Raw genomic sequence first — 19,057 nt, forward strand, 5'->3', positions numbered from 1 at the left:
ACACCAACGCCTCGGCTCAAGTGTCGCTGAACTGACGTATTTCTCGCTTATGGTGGGGAGGGATATTTTTAAAACGGGAGGTTACCTTGCACATCGCCGATGTAACCATGTTCCATGCCCCCGCCAGCGGCGGCGTGCGCACCTATCTACAGGCCAAGCATCGTGTCTTTTCCCGCTACCCCGGCGTGCGCACCAGCTTGCTGGTACCCGGTGCCGAGCGAGACAGTCTTGGCGACCAGCACACCTTACCGGCCTTTCGCTTACCCCTTGGGCAAGGTTACCGCTTTCCTCTGCGCGCGGCTCCATGGCGCGACGCGCTGATTGGCTTACGACCCGACCTCATCGAGGCAGGCGACCCCTACGTGACGGCCTGGGCTGCGCTCGAGGCCGGCCAACGGCTGGGCATTCCCGTGGTCGGGTTTTATCACTCGGACTTGCCACGCCTGATGGGCGACCGCTTCGGGCGGCATGTGAGTCGGCGCTTGGTCCGCTACGTGACGAGCCTCTATCGTCAGTTTGATAGCGTGCTGGCGCCCTGTCAGACCATGGCAGACCGCCTACGGGAATGGGGCGTCGAAAACGTCCGAATGCAGCCCCTTGGGGTAGACGTACATCACTTCCACCCCGACCAGTACGACGCTGACTTTCGCGCAAGCATGGGCATACCCCCGCATAAAAAGCTGTTGATTTTCGTCGGCCGCTATTCCCGGGAAAAAAATATCGATGTACTGCTAGCCACCATGCGCACGCTTGGCGACGACTACCATCTCTTGCTGATGGGCCCCGGGATGCCACATCAGGTACCCGCCAACGTCACCGTGGTCGACCGCTGTTGCGGTGCCCACGAGGTAGCCAAAGCGCTCGCCAGCAGCGATGCCCTTCTGCATGCGGGTACCCGGGAAACCTTTGGCCTGATCGCCCAGGAAGCCATGGCCTGCGGCACCCCGGTGGTCGCCGCGCGTGCCGGGGCACTGGCTGAGAACGTTCCCCTCGGCGCCGGCATTTTATGCCGCCCGCTGGACCCAGCCGCCATGGCCGAGGCCTGCGATGCGCTATTCAGCAATGACATTGCCGCCAGCGGGCGCTATGCACGCCGCCATGTGGAGCGCCACGTTAATTGGGATAGCGTGATGCACTCTTTGCTGACTCACTACGAAACCTTAGCCGATACCGCCATGCCCCATGCCCTCCATCAACCACACTAAGCCCAAAACCTGGTGGCGCTGGCGTCCGCTGCAGATCGCCATGATAGTGCTGGCATTGGGATTACCACTGTTGCTGACCGCCTGGATCGGCGGCAGTGACGCCTGGCAGCGCGTGCGCCAGTTTCCGCTTGGCCTACTGCTGCTGATGCTATTCCTCGCCTGCCTATGCTGGAACCTGAACGCTGCACGGCTACGCTTGATGCTGGGCGGGCGGGCAGGCCCACTGGGGCAACGCGGTGCCCTGGGTATTGAGTTGGCATCGAAATTTGCCCTGTGTGCCACGCCGGGCGGTAGCGGCGGCCCCGCCACGCTGCTCGTACTATTGGCGCAGCGTGGCCTACCTCCGTCCAAAGGTAGCGCTGTATTTCTGATCGATCAGGGCTGCGACATGCTGTTCTTTCTCAGCATGCTCGGCGGACTGGTGATCCTGTCACTGGTCAGCGATGTTAACTGGCCCCACCAGGCGCTCGTGCAGTCCGCCTTGGCTGGCCTGGTCGTATGCGCCACGCTCGTTAGCCTGCTGGTCTATCAGTTACCCCGCCTATTGCGGGCTAAGCGCTTCAGACTTACCTGGCTGAGCCGCTACCGCCGCCGACGCCTTGCCCGGGGCGTTCTGGGCTTTCGTCAGGCCTTGAAGGTAACGCTGTCGCTGCCTCGCACCACGCTGGTAGCAATGCTGCTGCTGACCACGGCCCACTGGCTGATGCGCTACAGCCTGCTCTACCTGGCGGTGCTCGGCGTGGGGGGCGATATCGATTGGGTGTGGACTTTCTTGACCCAAATGCTGGCCATGGCCGCCAGTCAGTTGAGCTTTTTGCCCGGCGGCGCCGGGGCCGCTGAGGTAGGGGTTGGCTCGCTGTTACTGCCGTTAATGGCCGCCGAGCAGGCCGCCGCTGCGGTGTTGATATGGCGCCTTATCAGCTACCACCTTTATCTGGCCGCTGGCGCGCCGTTTTTCCTGAGCTACGGATTTCGCTTGTTCAAAGGTATTCCCTCGACCGGTGGATATGCGCCAGAGACAAAAAAAGAGCACCCGTAGGTGCTCTTTTCGTATCAGGCGCGTATAGCACACGCCAGGCTACGTAACCGCTTACCAGCCAGTCACTGCTTTCAGTGCGTCGCCGATTTCAGCCAAAGAGCGCACGGTTTTAACACCGGCGTCTTCAAGGGCAGAAAACTTCTCGTCAGCGGTGCCTTTACCGCCGGAGATGATCGCGCCCGCATGACCCATACGCTTGCCGGGAGGTGCTGTCACACCGGCAATGTAGGCAACAACAGGCTTGGAAACGTTGGCTTTGATGTAAGCCGCTGCTTCTTCTTCAGCCGTGCCACCGATTTCGCCGATCATGACGATGGCTTCGGTTTTCGGGTCTTTCTCGAACATCTCAAGGATGTCGATAAAGTTGGAACCCGGGATCGGATCACCGCCGATGCCAACACAGCTGGACTGACCAAAGCCATGATCAGTGGTCTGCTTGACCGCTTCGTAGGTCAAGGTACCCGAACGCGATACGATGCCAACACGGCCCGGCTGGTGGATGTGGCCCGGCATGATGCCGATCTTGCATTCACCCGGTGTGATAACACCCGGGCAGTTCGGGCCGATCAGGCGTACACCCAGCTCGTCGCACTTCACCTTGGCTTCGAGCATATCGAGCGTGGCAATGCCTTCGGTGATGCACACAATCAGCTTGATACCGGCGTTGGCCGCTTCAAGGATTGAGTCTTTGCAGAACGGTGCCGGAACGTAGATCACGCTGGCTTCAGCGCCGATTTTCTCGACCGCTTCTTTCACGGTGTTGAAAACAGGCAGACCCAGGTGCTCCTGGCCGCCTTTACCGGGGGTAACACCACCGACCATCTGCGTACCGTAGGCAATCGCCTGCTCGGAGTGGAACGTACCCTGGCCACCCGTAAAGCCTTGGCAGATGACCTTGGTGTTCTTATCGATCAGGATGCTCATTACTTGCCCTCCGCCGCTTTAACGACCTGCTGAGCCGCGTCGGTCAGACTGGTAGCCGCGATAATATTGAGACCGCTAGACGCGAGTTTCTCGGTGCCTAGCTCGGCGTTGTTACCTTCCAGACGTACGACAACCGGGACGTTGACACCGACCTGCTCAACGGCACCGATGATGCCTTCAGCGATCATGTCGCAACGCACGATGCCGCCGAAGATGTTCACCAGTACGGCCTTGACGGAGTCGTCAGACAGAATCAGTTTGAAGGCTTCAGCAACGCGCTCTTTGGTGGCACCGCCGCCAACATCGAGGAAGTTGGCCGGCTTGCCGCCGTTCAAGTTGACGATGTCCATGGTACCCATGGCCAGGCCTGCGCCGTTGACCATGCAGCCGATGTTGCCATCCAGCGCCACATAGTTGAGTTCCCATGCAGCCGCTTCAGCTTCGCGCTCGTCTTCCTGAGACGGATCACGCATCGCCTGAAGGTCCGGGTGACGGTACAGCGCGTTGCTGTCGAGGCCAAGCTTGGCGTCTAGGCAGTGCAAGTTGCCTTGGTCGGTAATGACCAACGGGTTAATTTCAAGCAGCGCCAGGTCTTTCTCATGGAACAGCTTGGACAGCCCCAGGAAGATCTTGGTGAACTGCTTGATCTGGTCGCCGGAAAGGCCCAACGCAAATGCCAGCTCACGCGCCTGGTAAGGCTGTGCACCGACCAGCGGATCAATCTCGGCTCTGAGAATCTTTTCGGGCGTTTCTTCGGCGACTTTCTCGATCTCTACGCCGCCTTCGGTAGAGGCCATAAAGACCACACGGCGGGTCGTACGATCGACAACAGCACCCAGATACAGCTCATCGGCGATATCGGTGCAGGTCTCGACCAGGATCTTGGAAACCGGCTGGCCGTGCTCGTCGGTCTGGAAGGTCACCAGGTTTTTGCCCAGCCACTGCTCGGCAAACGCCTTGGCATCAGCCGGGTCTTTAATCAGCTTTACGCCGCCCGCTTTACCGCGGCCACCTGCGTGCACCTGGGCTTTAACCACCCACATGTCGCCGCCGATCTTTTTACATGCGTCTTCAGCTTCTTCGGGAGTGTCCACAGCAAAGCTCTTGGACACGGGTAGACCATAATCGGCAAACAGCTGTTTGCCTTGATACTCGTGAAGGTTCATCGATTCATGCCATTGGTTGCATGTGACTCGAACGATGATCAGTTTCCTTGAAAGAACTGTCATCCCCGTGCTTTCGATCTCTGTTTTTCAAACCGCGTCGAAAAGACATGGCCGAAAGCGTTGCGCCACCCTAGGGTGGCGCTTTTTTGTTACGGCGTAATTTACTTACGCTTTTTGCGGTTGGCCATATGGATCGCGTGGCCTTCAACCGCGAGCGCCGCTTCATGCACCGCTTCCGACATGGTCGGGTGCGCATAGCAAGTCAGCGCGAGGTCTTCGGCACTGGAGCCGAATTCCATGGCGATCACGCCCTGGGCAATCATCTCACCGGCGTGCTGGCCAACGATGTGCATACCCAGAATGCGGTCGGTTTCCGCATCAGCGATGATCTTGGCATTGCCTTCAGTGGCATTGTTGGCCATCGCGCGGCCGCTTGCCGCGAACGGGAAGCTACCGGTCTTAACTTCAATACCTTTGGCCTTGGCTTCTTCCTCGGTAATCCCCACCCACGCGACTTCCGGGAAGGTGTAGATAACGTTGGGAATGGCGTCGTAATTCATCTCGGCCTTATGACCCGCGATGATATCCGCCACCATGATGCCTTCTTCCGAAGCCTTATGCGCCAGCATCGGGCCGCGCACACAGTCGCCAATCGCGTAAACGCCCGGGACATTGGTACGGCACTGGTCGTCGACAAAGATAAAGCCGCGCTCGTCAAGCTCTACGCTGACGCTGTCGTCAATCACGCCCTTGGTATAAGGACGACGACCGACACAGACGATCAGCTTGTCGAAGGTCATTTCCTGTTCGCCGTCAGCGTCGGTGTACTTGACGGTCACTTCTTCGCCATTGGTTTCCGAACCGGTGACGCGAGCGCCCAGTTTGATGTCCAGGCCCTGCTTCTTGAGCAGCTTGTGCGTTTCTTTACCGATGGCACCGTCAACCATGGGCAAGAAGGAATCCATGGCTTCGAGCACCGTGACCTCGGAGCCCAGGCGGTTCCAGACGCTACCCAGTTCCAGACCGATAATGCCGGCACCAATCACGCCGAGGCGTTTGGGTGTTTCCTGGAATTCCAGCGCACCGGTGGAGTCGACAACCAGTCCTTCGACCAGCGGGGTCGGCGGAATTTCGACCGGTACAGAGCCCGCCGCAACAACGATATTGTCGGCGTCAAAGGTGGTGGCTTTGCCATCCTTATCGGTCACTTCCACCTGCTTGGCGGAAATCACTTTACCGGTGCCTTCGATGGCCGTGACGCCATTGGCCTTGAATAGACCCGAAATGCCGCCGGTCAGATTTTTAACAATCTTGTCCTTGCGGGCCATCATCTTTTTGACGTCCATGGTGACGTCACCGGCCTGGATACCCAGGTCGTCGAAATCATCCTTCGCTTCAACGAACTTGTGCGAGGCTTCCAGCAAGGCTTTCGACGGGATACAGCCGACGTTCAGGCAGGTACCACCATGAACGACGGTGCCTTCCTTACCGATCCACTTTTCGACACAGGCGGTTTTCAGGCCAAGTTGTGCCGCACGGATGGCAGCGACATAACCACCAGGGCCGGCACCAATAACGATCACATCAAACTTGTCAGCCATGTTGGCTCCTTTAGTTTGGGTGCCTTCTCCCTTTTGGGGCAGAAGGCAGAGTGCAATTGAACGTGAGTATGTGACAGGTCGTTGTGACTCTTACACGTCCAGCAACAGGCGTGCGGGATCTTCCAGCAGCTCTTTCATGGTCACCAGGAATTGAACGGCGTCTTTGCCGTCGATCATGCGGTGATCATAGGAAACCGCCAGGTACATCATGGGGCGAATCTCGACCTTGCCATTGACCGCCATGGGGCGTTCCTGGATCTTGTGCATCCCCAGGATGGCGGTTTGCGGCGGATTGATAATCGGGGTCGACATCAGCGAGCCGAAGATACCGCCGTTGGTGATCGTAAAGGTACCGCCCTGCATTTCATCGATGCCGAGCTTACCGTCACGGGCACGCTTACCGAAGTCGACGATTGTCTTCTCGACATCGGCGATTTTCATGCTATCCGTATCGCGCAGTACCGGAACGACCAAGCCGCGAGGCGTCGACACGGCAACGCCGATATCCTGGTAGCCATGATAGACGATGTCGGTACCGTCGATAGAGGCGTTGACGTCCGGGAAGCGCTTGAGCGCCTCGGAGGCCGCCTTGACGAAAAAGCCCATGAAGCCAAGCTTGGTATCGTGCGCTTTCAGGAAGGTGTCCTTGTACTGCGCGCGCAACTCCATCACTGCCGTCATGTCCACTTCGTTATAAGTGGTCAGCATGGCAGCCGTTTGCTGAGCCTCAACCAGGCGCTTGGCGATGGTTTGACGCAGACGGCTCATCGGCACGCGTTTCTCTGGACGCTCACCTTCTACCGCAGGCGCAGTAGCGGCTGCCGCAGCACCTTTAGGCGCTGCAGCGCCACCGGACGCTTTCTTAGCCGAACCTGCTTTCACGGCTTTCTGCACATCCTCTTTCAGAATGCGGCCGCCCTTGCCGGTGCCTTCGATCTTGGCAACGTCCAGGTCGTGCTCCGCAACCATCTTGCGGGCAGCAGGTGCGAGGATCTTGTCACCGACTTTTTCATCAGCGCCATCGTCATCGCTGCTTTCGTCCTTGGCTGGCTTGGCGTCATCACCGACACTCTCGCCACCAGCACCTTCGGTAAAGGTCGCCAGAACAGCTTCTGATTCAACCTGGCTGCCCTCTTCGGCCTTAATCTCGGCCAGCGCACCATCGGCCGGAGCAACCACCTCGAGCACAACTTTGTCGGTTTCGATATCCGCCAGCACTTCATCGCGCTTGACGGCTTCGCCGACTTTCTTGTGCCAGGTCGCAACCGTGCCTTCCTGGATCGACTCCGGGAAGCTCGGGGCTTTCACCTCATGCTGCTTACCGCCACCGCTGTTGCCGCTGGCTTGCTTGGCTTCTTTCTTATCGTCAGATTTCTCTGCCGATTTTTCAGCGCTGTCATCGCCAGACGATTTCGCTTCTTTCTTGCTGCTGTCGCCAGTGGCTTCGCCTTCGCCGATTTTGCCCAGCACCTGCTCGGACTCAACAGTATCGCCTTCATCGGCCATCACGTCGGTTAGAGTGCCCGCTTCCGGTGCGACGACTTCGAGCACCACTTTGTCGGTTTCAATCTCAACAATCAGCTCGTCACGCTCAACGCTGTCACCCGGCTTCTTATGCCAAGCGGCGACTGTGCCTTCGGCAACGGACTCCGGAAAGGTTGGCGCTTTGATCTCGGTAGCCATGTCGTTTCCCTTATGTGTTCTCTAAATCCGGTGGGCGCTTAAAGATTAAACGCGTCTTCCACCAGCTGGCGCTGCTGTTCAGTATGGACGGACATATAGCCCGCTGCCGGAGCAGCAGAGGCCGGGCGTCCTGCGAATTTCAAATCACGTCCCAGGCCATCTTTCAGCATGTCGGCCACAGAACGCATATGGTGCTGACTGGAATACCAGGCACCCTGGTTCAACGGCTCTTCCTGGCACCAGACAATATCTTCCAACTGGGTATATGCCTGAAGGGCTTCAAGAAGCTCTTCTTTCGGGAAGGGATAGAGCTGCTCTAGGCGCAGAATAGCCGTATCGTGACGCTCGTTCTCAGCACGCGAATTGACAAGATCGTAGTAGACCTTGCCCGCACACAGGATCACGCGTTTCACCTTCTCAGCCGTCAGCTCGGCCTGGTCTGCCAGTACCATATGGAACTTGCCATGGGCCAGGTCTTCAAGGCTGGAAACCGCTTGCTTGTGACGCAGAAGCGATTTAGGTGTCATCACCACCAGCGGCTTACGCAACGGGCGAATCACCTGACGGCGCAGCAAGTGATAAATTTGCGCGGGGGTGGTCGGCACACACACCTGCATATTGTGCTCAGCACACATCTGCAGGAAACGCTCCAGACGTGCGGAGGAGTGCTCGGGACCCTGACCTTCATAACCGTGGGGCAGGAGCATGGTTAAGCCGCATAAGCGACCCCATTTGGTCTCACCCGAGGAAATGAACTGGTCCACCACGACTTGCGCACCGTTGAAGAAGTCGCCGAACTGGGCTTCCCAAATCACCAGATCATTGGGAGCCGTGGTCGAATAACCGTACTCAAAGGCCAACACAGCCTCTTCCGACAGGATGGAGTCGTGGATGGTGAAGCGCGGCTGACCGTCTGACAGATTCTGCAACGGCACAAAGGTGCTGCCATCTTTCTGGTTATGCACGACCGCATGACGGTGGGAGAAGGTGCCGCGACCCACGTCCTGGCCGGTAATACGCACCGGGTGACCCTGATCGATCAAGGTGGCATAGGCCAGCGTTTCGGCAAACCCCCAGTTAATCCCCATGCCACCAGCCTGCATCTTGCGGCGATCTTCGTAAATCTTGGCGACCTGACGCTGCACATCGACCCCGTCCGGGACCTCGCACATTTTTGCCGCCAGTTGCTGCAGCCGCTTCATATCGAAGGAGGTATCGGCATTGCCGGTCCACTCATGGCCGAGGTAAGGCGTCCAGTCGACGAACAACGACTTGTTAGGCTCCTGAACCAGCGCATTGGCCACGTGGTTACCGGCCACCAGGTCATCGCGGTAGGTTTCAATCATCGCCTTGGCGTCTTCTTCAGACAAAACGCCCTGCTCGACCAGACGCTTGGCATACAACGTACGCGAAGAAGGATGGTCCTTGATCTTCGAGTACATCATCGGCTGAGTGCCGGACGGCTCGTCGGCTTCGTTATGGCCGCGCCGACGGTAGCAGACGAGATCGATGACCACGTCTTTCTTGAACTCCTGCCGGTAGTCCAACGCTACCTGGGTGGCGTGGAGTACCGCGTCCGCATCGTCGCCGTTAACGTGGAAAATCGGCGCCTGAACCATCTTGGCGATATCAGTACAGTATTCAGTGGAGCGCGAGTCCAGCGGATGCGAGGTGGTAAAGCCCACCTGGTTGTTGATCACGATGTGGACCGTGCCGCCGGTTTTGTAGGCACGGGTCTGAGACATCTGGAACGTCTCCATGACCACACCCTGGCCCGCAAATGCTGCATCGCCATGGACATTGATGGGCAATACTTTGCTGCCCTCTTCGTCGTTACGACGATCCTGGCGTGCACGAACCGAGCCTTCGACAACGGGCGCGACGATTTCCAGATGCGACGGGTTGAACGACATTGCCAGGTGGACTTCGCCGCCTGGTGACATGACATTCGAGCTAAAGCCCTGGTGGTACTTCACGTCGCCCGAACCGCGCTCGATGACTTTTTTGCCGTCGAACTCGTCGATCAGGTCAGCCGGGTTTTTACCCAGAATGTTGACCAGCAGGTTAAGCCGCCCGCGGTGGGCCATGCCAATCACGACTTCCTTGGTGCCATAACCGCCCGCACGCTGGATCAGCTCGTCCATCATGGGTACAAAGGCTTCGCCACCTTCCAGGCCAAAACGCTTGGTACCCGGATACTTCGAGGCCAAGTAGTTTTCCAGGCCTTCGGCCGCCGTCAAGCGCTCCAGTACGTGCTTGCGCACGTCATCGCTGAACTTGGGTGCACTGCGTACCGATTCAAAACGCCGCTGCAGCCAGCGTTTTTCTTCGGTATCGACGATGTGCATGATCTCGCAACCGATCGAGCGACAGTAGGTACGATCAAGCGCATCGACAATGTCGCGCAACGGCGCCTTGTCGATACCTAGAAAGAAAGAACCAGTCTGAAACTCGGTGTCCAGATCAGCTTTTGAAAGCTGGTGGAAAGAGAGGTCGAGATCGGGGACGGGGGTGGGATTGCGCAGCCCTAGCGGGTCGATATTGGCCTTTTGATGGCCACGAAAGCGGTAAGCGTTGATCAGCTGCAGGACTTTCACCTGCTTCTTGTTCTCGCCACTTTCAGCGGCGGCTACTCGAGCAGGGCGATTTTCCCGGCCCAACTGATAGAACTGATCACGAATAGGGCTTAGTGGAACATCGTGGGTGGCACTGCCCTCCGGGCGAGGCAACTGGTCAAAATAGTTGCGCCACTCGTCAGGGACAGATTCAGAATCGGCGAGGTACTGCTCGTAAAGCGCTTCCACGTAGTGGGCATTGCCACCACTAACGTGAGAGGAACGCCACATCAACTCCATTATGCCTTGTTGCATTTCTCGGTCACCCTGCACTGATGGGGTGGTATCGGCATCGTCGCGTCACCGCGGCGACATCGGTATTGCCCTGCCGGCGGGGCGGGACATTTGCCGGCGGCACCGACCAGAGGCCGGAAACCCTTTTCAACTCAATTTCTTATCAGTTCATGCTCAAAAGCCGGTACTCACGGCACCGGCTTTTAAACTTGACTGGACATCCGGTGCGGCGTGTCGCCGCACCGGATGACGGGCACTATGATAACAAGCGAAGCGCCACGATTTAAGTGCCATTTGTGCGCAAATTAGGTGGTATCCGCTTTTTATGCATAAAAGCCCCTTATTTTACGTGGCATCTGCCAGCAACATCTCACGAATCTTGCCAATCGCCCGCGTGGGGTTAAGCCCTTTCGGGCACACCGCCACACAGTTCATGATGCCGCGGCAGCGGAACACGGAAAACGGGTCTTCCAGATCGGTCAAGCGCTCGCTGGTCGCCGTGTCGCGCGAATCCGCAAGGAAGCGATACGACTGCAAAAGGCCTGCCGGACCAACAAACTTATCCGGGTTCCACCAGAAAGACGGGCACGAGGTTGAACAGCAAGCGCACAGAATGCACTCATAAAGGCCGTCCAGCTTGTCGCGCTCTTCCGGCGACTGCAGGCGCTCGATCGCTGGTGCGGGGGTGTCGTTCTGCAGGTACGGCTGAATACGCTCGTACTGCTTATAGAACAGCCCCATATCAACGACCATATCGCGAATGACCGGCAGGCCGGGCAGCGGACGCAGGGTCAGCTTGTTACCTTTCACGACGTCTGACAACGGCGTAATGCAGGCCAGACCATTCTTGCCGTTCATGTTCATGCCGTCTGAGCCGCAAACCCCTTCGCGGCAGCTACGGCGAAATGCCAGCCCGCTGTCTTGCTCTTTCATCATATGAAGAACATCCAGCACCATCACGTCGCGACCCTTGGTATCGACCTGAAACTCCTGCATGTAGGGTGCGGAGTCGGTTTCCGGATTATAGCGGTATATGGATACCTGAAGATTGGACATAGTGACTCCCTCTCATTACAGAGAATTAGTAGGTACGAACCTTGGGTTCGAACGTATCAACGGTTTTCGGCTTGAAGTTGACGTCGCGCTTCTTCAACTCTTTGGTGGTCGGGAAGTAAAGCGAGTGCTTCAGCCAGTTGACATCATCACGGTCAGGATAGTCGTAGCGCGAGTGCGCACCACGGCTTTCATTACGCTCTAAAGCAGCGATCGCCGTCGCTTCGGCCACTTCCATCAGGTTATCGAGTTCCAAGGCTTCCACACGCGCCGTGTTGAACGCATTGGATTTATCAGGCAGGTGGGCATTGGCAATACGGCTGCGAAGTTCATCTAGCTTCTTGACGCCTTCACGCATATTCTTCTCTTCGCGGAAAACACCGAAAGACGTCTGCATAATGTCTTGAAGCTCGGCCTTCAGCGCGGGAATGCTTTCGCCACCATCCGACTCGTTCCAGCGGGTAATACGTTTCATGGCCGAGGCGATATCAGACTCAGAGGCATCCAGGTACTCGATACCTTCGTTGAGTGCACCCTCGATGAACATGCCCGCAGCACGGCCAAAGACGACCAGGTCGAGCAGCGAGTTGCCGCCCAGACGGTTGGCCCCATGAACTGATACACACGCCGCTTCGCCGCAGGCGTACAAGCCGTTCACGATGTGGTCTTTGCCGCTTTCGTCTTGCGTGATCGCCTGACCATGAATGTTGGTCGGAATACCGCCCATCATATAGTGGCAGGTCGGCACGACCGGAATCGGGTCTTTCGCCGGATCGACGTGGGCAAACGTCTTGGACAGCTCAACGATACCCGGCAGGCGCTTGCCTAGAACTTCTTCGCCCAGGTGATCAAGCTTCAGGAAGACGTGATCGCCATTCTCGCCGCAGCCACGACCTTCCAGAATTTCCATGACCATGGAACGCGCGACAACGTCGCGGCCCGCCAGGTCTTTGGCGTTGGGCGCGTAACGCTCCATGAAGCGCTCGCCATCTTTATTGATCAGGTAACCGCCTTCACCCCGGCAGCCTTCGGTGACCAACGTACCCGCGCCGTAAATACCGGTGGGGTGGAACTGCCACATTTCCATGTCCTGCATCGGGAAGCCAGCGCGAAGCGCCATACCGATACCGTCGCCGGTGTTGATCAGGGCGTTGGTGGTCGAGGCGTAGATGCGCCCTGCACCGCCGGTGGCCAGCACCGTGGCTTTCGATTTCACGTGAACCACTTCGCCGGTCTCGATGCACATGGCGATACAGCCCACTACATCACCCTCGGCATTTTTTACCAGGTCCACCGCGTACCATTCATTCAAGAACGTTGTATTGTTCTTGAGGTTGTTCTGGTAGAGCGTATGCAGCAGCGCATGGCCGGTACGGTCGGCCGCGGCACAGGTACGTGCTGCCTGGCCGCCTTCGCCGAAGTTTTTCGACTGACCACCGAAGGGGCGTTGATAGATGCGGCCATTATCGAAGCGCGAGAACGGCAGGCCCATGTGCTCAAGCTCGAAGACCGCTTTCGGGCCCTCAGAACACATGTACTCCGACGCATCCTGGTCAGCGATATAGTCGCCGCCCTTGACGGTGTCGTACATGTGCCAGCGCCAATCGTCATCCGGGTCGGAAGACGCGATGGCACAGGTAATCCCGCCCTGGGCAGAAACAGTGTGGGAACGCGTTGGGAACACTTTCGACAATACGGCTGTCTTCTTACCGGATTTCGCAAGTTCTAGAGCAGCGCGCAGGCCAGAGCCACCGCCACCGATGATAATGGCGTCAAAGGTCAGGCTACGTAGGTTAGACATGTATCAAGCTCCCCACAGAATTTGAATGCCCCACACCAGGTACACAAAGATGGCCAGAATGATGAGAGACTGGGCACCTACGCGAACGAAGGTGGATTTAAGATAGTCGGTCGTCACGGTCCACAGGCCGATCCAGGCGTGCGCCGCCACTGAGATAAAGGCCAGCAGGGAAAAAATCCGCATCCAGGTCTGATCAAACAGCGCGGTCCAGGCGTAGTAATCCAGGTCGGGGTTAAACAGCAGGTAGGCCACCATGAAAACGGTGTAAATGGCCAGCACCACCGCTGAAAAACGCTGCATAAGCCAGTCGGACAGGCCGCTACGGCCAAAGCTTGTGATGTTGGTTACCATACCCAGACTCCTGCCAGAATAATCAGAATCGCGCTTACCACCACGGTGATTTGCGCTTTTTTCACACCGCCCTCGAGCGTCACGCCTATGTTTGCATCCATCAGCAGGTGTTTAATGCCCGCGACGAAATGAAACGCCAGCGCCGACAGTAGGCCCCAAGCCACTAGCTTGGCAAAAAAGTTATTGGCCAAGGCACTGCTAACGGCATCAAAGCCTGCCGGTGAAGACAGCGATTTACCAAGTGCCCAGAAAGCGAAAATGAGGCCAACAAAGAGGATGACACCGGTGATGCGGTGTGCAATCGACGTCAATGCCGGAAGGGGGAAGTGTATCGTCGTCAGGTCTAAATTTACGGGTCGTTTGCTATTCACGGCTTATACACACTCTTATTGGCCCGCTCTGCGACAGGTCGGGCATAGCCCGAGCGGGCAGTGATTACTGGAAGGGGCTCGGCCGTTGCCAAGTCGGGCACGACCACCAACCTACCGGTCGTGCGCCGGAGATTATAAGAAGCTTAGCCCCCGCTGACAAACCGAACTAAAGCTTTACTCGACCATTGTGCAAGAAAAAACTCCATATTGTGAGTCGATTTTGCATCGCAGCATCGCTATAGTGTCGGTAAGCAAGCTCGTTAATAAGCAGGTTAACGTATTATCCCTGTGATAGCATTTCCAACCTAAAACGTCGCACCAACCATGGACAATCATTAACCAGGACAATATATATTGTACAATCATGCCTAGCGATAGGGCTAATTGACAAAATGACGCACGCTTCTATAGTGGGCAGGCCTTTTCGCCGGCGCGGTATGCGCAGCACCGACTTTACGTCCCAACCCGAACTCGAAAGGAGGCCAGAATGGCTGACAGGAAAGCAACATTAACGGTAGACGGTCTAGATAAAACGATCGAACTACCGATGTACTCCGGCTCACTTGGCCCAGACGTTATCGACGTCCGCGCCCTGGGTGCCGAGGGCCTGTTCACCTACGACCCCGGCTTCATGGCCACCTCTTCCTGCCAGTCTGCCATTACCTATATCGATGGTGGCAAGGGCGTACTGCTGCACCGCGGCTACCCCATTGACCAACTGGCGAAAGAGTCCAATTTCGTTGAAATGTGCTACACCCTGCTGTTCGGTGATCTACCTGACGACAAGCAGTATGCAGCCTTTGAGTCGCGCATTCGTAACCACACCATGGTTCACGATCAGATCAATAACTTCTTCAAAGGGTTTCGTCGCGATGCGCACCCGATGTCGATCCTGTGTGGCGTCGTTGGCGGTCTAGCCGCTTTCTACCACGACCATATGGACATCACCAAAGAAGAAGACCGCGAGATAAGCGCTATTCGCTTGATCGCCAAGATGCCGACGATCGCCGCGATGTCGTACAAGTACAACATCGGCCAGCCGTTCAACTACCCACGCAATGAACTGAACTATGCAGAGAACTTTCTCTACATGATGTTCAGCAACCCGTGCGAAGAGTACAAAATCAACCCGGTATACGCTAAAGCCATGGACCGCATCTTCATGCTGCATGCGGATCACGAGCAAAACGCGTCCACCTCGACCGTACGCCTGGCGGGCTCGACCGGCGCCAACCCCTACGCTTGTATCAGCGCAGGTATTGCCGCCCTATGGGGCCCGGCGCACGGCGGTGCCAACGAAGCCGTCCTTGCGATGCTCGACGAAATTGGCGAAGACTCCGAAGAGAACATCCAGCACTTCGTTGATAAAGCCAAGGATAAAGACGACCCGTTCAAACTGATGGGCTTTGGCCACCGCGTTTATCGCAACTTCGACCCGCGCGCCAAGGTGATGAAAGAGACCTGCGACGAAGTGCTTGCCGAGCTCGGCCTGGCCGACGACCCGCAGCTTAAAATCGCCAAGCGCCTGGAGCAGATTGCCCTTGAAGACGAATACTTCATTGAGCGCAAACTGTATCCGAACGTCGATTTCTATTCGGGCATTATCCTGAAAGCCATGGGCATCCCGAGAAACATGTTCACGGTAATCTTTGCGGTATCACGCACCATCGGCTGGATTTCGCATTGGAACGAGATGCTCAGCGAAAGCTACAAGATCGGTCGTCCTCGCCAGCTCTACATTGGCCATGACCAGCGCGATTACCCTAAAAAGTAAGCCGCATTACTCAGAGTGAAATGAGCATGCAAAGGCCGCCCTAGGGTGGCCTTTTGCATTTCCGCCATCACTAATTCACAACACACCAACAATCAGGTGATTTATGGCTACGATCAAGACAGTCGCATTTATCGGTCTAGGCGTTATGGGCTATCCCATGGCGGGGCATCTTGCCCAACAGGGGCTCACCACGCGTGTGTACAACCGCACCAGCAGCAAAGCTGACGCCTGGGTCAGTGAATACGGAGGTAGCGCCCACGCCACGCCTCGCGAAGCCGCCAAAGGCGCTGACCTTGTCTTGGTGTGCGTTGGCAATGATGACGACGTAAGACAAGTGACAACCGGAGAAAACGGCGTGCTCCAAGGCATGGCGAAAGGCAGCTTTCTGGTTGATCACACCACCGCATCGGCAGACCTGGCCTTGGAGCTTGATGCCGCCTGCCGCCAACAGGGCATCGCCTTTCTTGACGCCCCCCGTATCAGGCGGCCAGCAGGGTGCAGAAAATGGTGCGCTGACCATCATGTGTGGCGGCCAACAAGCGCACTTCGATACGGTAGCCCCCCTTCTTGATCACTATGCCCGCGCCGTGACACTAATGGGCAATGCCAGCAGCGGCCAACTGACCAAAATGGTCAATCAGATCTGCATTGCGGGGCTGGTCCAGGGCCTGGCAGAGGGTTTGCATTTTGCAGAGCAGGCCGGGCTTGATCAGCAACAGGTCATCGATGTGGTATCCAAAGGCGCCGCGGGTTCATGGCAAATGGAAAATCGTCACAAAACGATGATTGCCGACGAGCATCAACATGGCTTCGCGGTGGACTGGATGCGCAAGGATCTTGCTATCTGTTTATCCCAGGCGCGCCACTTTGATGCCACCTTGCCGGTGACTGCGCTGGTCGATCAATTTTATGCCGATGTACAACGACTCGGCGGTGGCCGCTGGGACACCTCATCGCTGCTAAAACGTCTACGCAAAGCGCAATAGATGCTTGACTTTTCACGCCTCTATTAACCCCATCAGGGTTTTCCACACTATCTGTGGATAACCCTGTTCACAACCACTAGAAAACGTCCCACAATCGCCATGATTAGCGGGGACGTCTTAAATTGGTCATTTTTTAACCTTATGCAAGTCACTGTTTTTAAACAAATAATCATAAAACAATGATTTAGCGCACTAGCATAGCGGGGTTGTGCACAACCTGTTTTAAAAAAATGCAAAAGTGGACAAGTCAAGTACAAAATATGCTAAATCAGCGGATTTTCAGCACATAATGGGGGTTGTAAAACGGCTAGGCACAGGCATAGGTAAGCACATGAAATGAGCTTTATAGCGCTGCCAAAAGGAAGGGATAATGCAGAATAATGATGGCGTCCCATAGGGGGTTCGAACCCCTGTTACCGCCGTGAAAGGGCGGTGTCCTGGACCACTAGACGAATGGGACGTTTCAAACACGCTTCGCGTATGACGGAGTCAAAATTGGTGGAGCCTAGCGGGATCGAACCGCTGACCTCAACACTGCCAGTGTTGCGCTCTCCCAGCTGAGCTAAGGCCCCACGTGTCGCGAAGACGGGCGTATATTACTGATTACGCTCGTCTTCGTCAACTAAGAAAATGCCAAAATGTTATGGCTATTGTAATGGGCGGTTCTTATAGATCGCGAAACTCTTTCTCGAGGCGTTTGGCCTGCTTCTTGGAAACGCCGCCCAGCACCTCGATCGCATGGCGAAGCCGTGCGCGCGTGACGTCTGAGCCTAGAATCGCCATCGCATCCATGACCGATGTGCTGGTGCTACTACCGGTAATGGCGATGAACACAGGTGCCAGGAAAGCCTTCATTTTCAAATCAAAGTGCGCGGCTAGAGTCTTCACTTCCTCAAGCAGTGCCTCTTTGTGCCACGCGGGCACCCCTTCAAAACGCCAGACCAGGAATTGCAGCAGCTTGACCAACTCGTCTTTTTCCAGCTTGACGTTGTCGAAGTCCTGTTCTTTTAGCTCGGGCAACCCGGAAAAGAAATGCCCCGCCAACGGTGTCGCCTGGGCAAGGGTTTCGATACGGGGGCGAATCTGCGGCAGGATCTGCTTTACGTAGTCCTCATTAAAGGCCCACTCACGCAGTGCCTTCAGTAGCCCGTCGTCGTCAAGGTCTTCGCGGATATAAACCCCGTTCAACCAGGTCAGCTTTTCCAGGTCAAACACCGGCCCGCCTAACGAGACGCGCTGAACATCGAAGGCTTCCATCATTTCTGTGAGGCTAAATTTTTCACGCTCGTCGGGCATCGACCAGCCCATTCGACCCAGGTAGTTGGTCACCGCCTGGGGCAGGAACCCCATGCGGCGGTAGTAATTAATCGACGTCGGATTCTTGCGCTTTGATAGTTTCGACTTATCCGGGTTGCGCAACAGCGGCATATGGCAAAGCTGCGGCATCTCCCAACCGAAGTACTCGTAAAGCAGCTGGTGTTTGGGGGCGGAATTGATCCACTCCTCACCCCGCAGCACATGGGTAATGCCCATCAAATGGTCGTCTACTACATTGGCCAGGTGATAAGTGGGCATGCCATCGGATTTCAGCAGAATCTGAGCGTCTACCTGCGCCCACTCTACTTCAATGCTGCCACGTAGCATGTCGCTCACCACACACACACCATCGTTTGGCACCTTCATCCGCACCACAAAAGGCCAGCCTTCTGCCGCCCGACGCTCAGCTTCGGCTTCATCCAAAGCCAGGTCGGCCGGCTTTAACGCCAGCTGCATGCCGGCGGCCTTACGTGCCTCGCGCAGCTCATCCAGCTCCTCGCTGGTGCGATAACACTTGAAAGCGTGCCCGTCATCCAGCAGTTGCTTTGCATATTGCGCGTAAATATCGCCACGCTCGCTTTGCCGGTACGGACCGTGCGGGCCACCCACATCCGGGCCTTCATCCCACTCAAGGCCCAACCAGCGCAGCGAATCAAGAATCATCTGTTCCGACTCTGGCGTGGAGCGCACCCGATCGGTGTCTTCGATACGCAGGATAAACTGGCCGCCGTGCTGACGTGCGAAACATAAGTTAAACAGCGCAATATACGCCGTACCGACATGGGGATCTCCCGTCGGCGATGGCGCAATTCGGGTACGTACGGTCATTGGAGCGTCCTTTTGGCAATAATGCGTGGCGATATTATACGCACCCTGTGCTTAACCAACACCATCGCGTAGGGAACGACTTCCGCCAGAAAGCGTCACAGATGAGTTA

The 19,057-nt window shown here is 56.7% G+C and carries 13 protein-coding genes, 2 tRNA genes and 1 pseudogene; 4 read left to right on the forward strand and 12 right to left on the reverse strand.

The window, feature by feature from the left end:
• Window positions 1–86 precede the first annotated feature (86 nt).
• Window positions 87–1,205: a glycosyltransferase family 4 protein gene (locus HXW73_RS11905; protein ID WP_186253303.1), complete on the forward strand. Its 1,119-nt coding sequence runs from the start codon at window positions 87–89 to the stop codon at window positions 1,203–1,205.
• A complete protein-coding gene (locus tag HXW73_RS11910; protein WP_186253304.1) occupies window positions 1,183–2,244 on the forward strand; it encodes a lysylphosphatidylglycerol synthase transmembrane domain-containing protein in 1,062 nt (353 codons plus the stop codon). Before HXW73_RS11905 ends, HXW73_RS11910 begins: the two co-directional genes overlap by 23 nt.
• A 51-nt stretch (window positions 2,245–2,295) precedes the next feature.
• Here HXW73_RS11910 and sucD read toward each other — a convergent pair whose 3' ends face one another.
• From sucD to sdhC, 9 genes are all read right to left on the reverse strand, one after another.
• Complete coding sequence (gene sucD, locus HXW73_RS11915; RefSeq protein ID WP_186253305.1) at window positions 2,296–3,168, reverse strand: succinate--CoA ligase subunit alpha; 873 nt, start codon at window positions 3,166–3,168, stop codon at window positions 2,296–2,298.
• Complete coding sequence (sucC, locus tag HXW73_RS11920) at window positions 3,168–4,334, reverse strand: ADP-forming succinate--CoA ligase subunit beta (protein ID WP_186253306.1); 1,167 nt, start codon at window positions 4,332–4,334, stop codon at window positions 3,168–3,170. The genes sucD and sucC overlap by 1 nt, the downstream gene beginning before the upstream one ends.
• Window positions 4,335–4,495: 161 nt before the next feature.
• Window positions 4,496–5,935, reverse strand: a complete 1,440-nt coding sequence (gene lpdA / locus HXW73_RS11925; RefSeq protein ID WP_186253307.1) for a dihydrolipoyl dehydrogenase — start codon at window positions 5,933–5,935, stop codon at window positions 4,496–4,498.
• Between the two features lie 90 nt (window positions 5,936–6,025).
• Window positions 6,026–7,618 (reverse strand): 2-oxoglutarate dehydrogenase complex dihydrolipoyllysine-residue succinyltransferase, encoded by a 1,593-nt coding sequence (gene odhB, locus HXW73_RS11930; protein WP_186253308.1) that lies wholly within the window; start codon window positions 7,616–7,618, stop codon window positions 6,026–6,028.
• 38 nt (window positions 7,619–7,656) lie between these two features.
• Window positions 7,657–10,488: a 2-oxoglutarate dehydrogenase E1 component gene (locus tag HXW73_RS11935; RefSeq protein WP_186253309.1), complete on the reverse strand. Its 2,832-nt coding sequence runs from the start codon at window positions 10,486–10,488 to the stop codon at window positions 7,657–7,659.
• A 324-nt stretch (window positions 10,489–10,812) separates the two neighbouring features.
• Window positions 10,813–11,523, reverse strand: a complete 711-nt coding sequence (locus tag HXW73_RS11940; RefSeq protein ID WP_186253310.1) for a succinate dehydrogenase iron-sulfur subunit — start codon at window positions 11,521–11,523, stop codon at window positions 10,813–10,815.
• 25 nt (window positions 11,524–11,548) lie between these two features.
• The gene (sdhA, locus tag HXW73_RS11945) at window positions 11,549–13,321 is read right to left on the reverse strand and encodes a succinate dehydrogenase flavoprotein subunit (RefSeq protein WP_186253311.1); all 1,773 of its coding nucleotides are present in this window, start codon (window positions 13,319–13,321) and stop codon (window positions 11,549–11,551) included.
• A gap of 3 nt (window positions 13,322–13,324) precedes the next feature.
• The gene (gene sdhD / locus HXW73_RS11950; protein ID WP_085917368.1) at window positions 13,325–13,672 is read right to left on the reverse strand and encodes a succinate dehydrogenase, hydrophobic membrane anchor protein; all 348 of its coding nucleotides are present in this window, start codon (window positions 13,670–13,672) and stop codon (window positions 13,325–13,327) included.
• Entirely contained in the window at window positions 13,666–14,043 is a 378-nt protein-coding gene (sdhC, locus tag HXW73_RS11955; RefSeq protein ID WP_186253312.1) for a succinate dehydrogenase, cytochrome b556 subunit, read from the reverse strand. Before sdhC ends, sdhD begins: the two co-directional genes overlap by 7 nt.
• Window positions 14,044–14,530: 487 nt before the next feature.
• On the opposite strand from sdhC, the gene gltA reads away from it, so the two are divergent.
• Both gltA and HXW73_RS17955 read left to right on the forward strand, forming a co-directional pair.
• Window positions 14,531–15,817 (forward strand): citrate synthase, encoded by a 1,287-nt coding sequence (gltA, locus tag HXW73_RS11960; RefSeq protein WP_186253313.1) that lies wholly within the window; start codon window positions 14,531–14,533, stop codon window positions 15,815–15,817.
• Between the two features lie 103 nt (window positions 15,818–15,920).
• Window positions 15,921–16,803 (forward strand): annotated as a pseudogene (locus tag HXW73_RS17955) (NAD(P)-dependent oxidoreductase).
• A gap of 384 nt (window positions 16,804–17,187) precedes the next feature.
• On the opposite strand, the gene HXW73_RS11970 reads toward HXW73_RS17955, so the two are convergent.
• The 3 genes from HXW73_RS11970 to gltX form a co-directional block, all read right to left on the reverse strand.
• Window positions 17,188–17,263: transfer RNA gene (locus HXW73_RS11970), tRNA-Glu, on the reverse strand.
• A 36-nt stretch (window positions 17,264–17,299) separates the two neighbouring features.
• A tRNA-Ala gene (locus HXW73_RS11975) sits at window positions 17,300–17,375 on the reverse strand.
• Window positions 17,376–17,469: 94 nt separating this feature from the next.
• Entirely contained in the window at window positions 17,470–18,948 is a 1,479-nt protein-coding gene (gltX, locus tag HXW73_RS11980; RefSeq protein WP_186253314.1) for a glutamate--tRNA ligase, read from the reverse strand.
• Between the last annotated feature and the right edge of the window lie 109 nt (window positions 18,949–19,057).

The organism is Halomonas sp. SH5A2 (assembly GCF_014263395.1).
Lineage (GTDB): Bacteria > Pseudomonadota > Gammaproteobacteria > Pseudomonadales > Halomonadaceae > Vreelandella.

What these genes read in the sequence shown, in the direction of transcription:
- odhB (WP_186253308.1), bottom strand. Translation starts at nt 7,618, where the DNA reads ATGGCTACCGAGATCAAAGCGCCAACCTTTCCGGAGTCCGTTGCCGAA.
- gltA (WP_186253313.1), top strand. Translation starts at nt 14,531, where the DNA reads ATGGCTGACAGGAAAGCAACATTAACGGTAGACGGTCTAGATAAAACG.
- sucC (WP_186253306.1), bottom strand. Translation starts at nt 4,334, where the DNA reads ATGAACCTTCACGAGTATCAAGGCAAACAGCTGTTTGCCGATTATGGT.
- sdhA (WP_186253311.1), bottom strand. Translation starts at nt 13,321, where the DNA reads ATGTCTAACCTACGTAGCCTGACCTTTGACGCCATTATCATCGGTGGC.
- HXW73_RS11910 (WP_186253304.1), top strand. Translation starts at nt 1,183, where the DNA reads ATGCCCTCCATCAACCACACTAAGCCCAAAACCTGGTGGCGCTGGCGT.
- sucD (WP_186253305.1), bottom strand. Translation starts at nt 3,168, where the DNA reads ATGAGCATCCTGATCGATAAGAACACCAAGGTCATCTGCCAAGGCTTT.
- gltX (WP_186253314.1), bottom strand. Translation starts at nt 18,948, where the DNA reads ATGACCGTACGTACCCGAATTGCGCCATCGCCGACGGGAGATCCCCAT.
- lpdA (WP_186253307.1), bottom strand. Translation starts at nt 5,935, where the DNA reads ATGGCTGACAAGTTTGATGTGATCGTTATTGGTGCCGGCCCTGGTGGT.
- sdhD (WP_085917368.1), bottom strand. Translation starts at nt 13,672, where the DNA reads ATGGTAACCAACATCACAAGCTTTGGCCGTAGCGGCCTGTCCGACTGG.
- HXW73_RS11940 (WP_186253310.1), bottom strand. Translation starts at nt 11,523, where the DNA reads ATGTCCAATCTTCAGGTATCCATATACCGCTATAATCCGGAAACCGAC.
- HXW73_RS11935 (WP_186253309.1), bottom strand. Translation starts at nt 10,488, where the DNA reads ATGCAACAAGGCATAATGGAGTTGATGTGGCGTTCCTCTCACGTTAGT.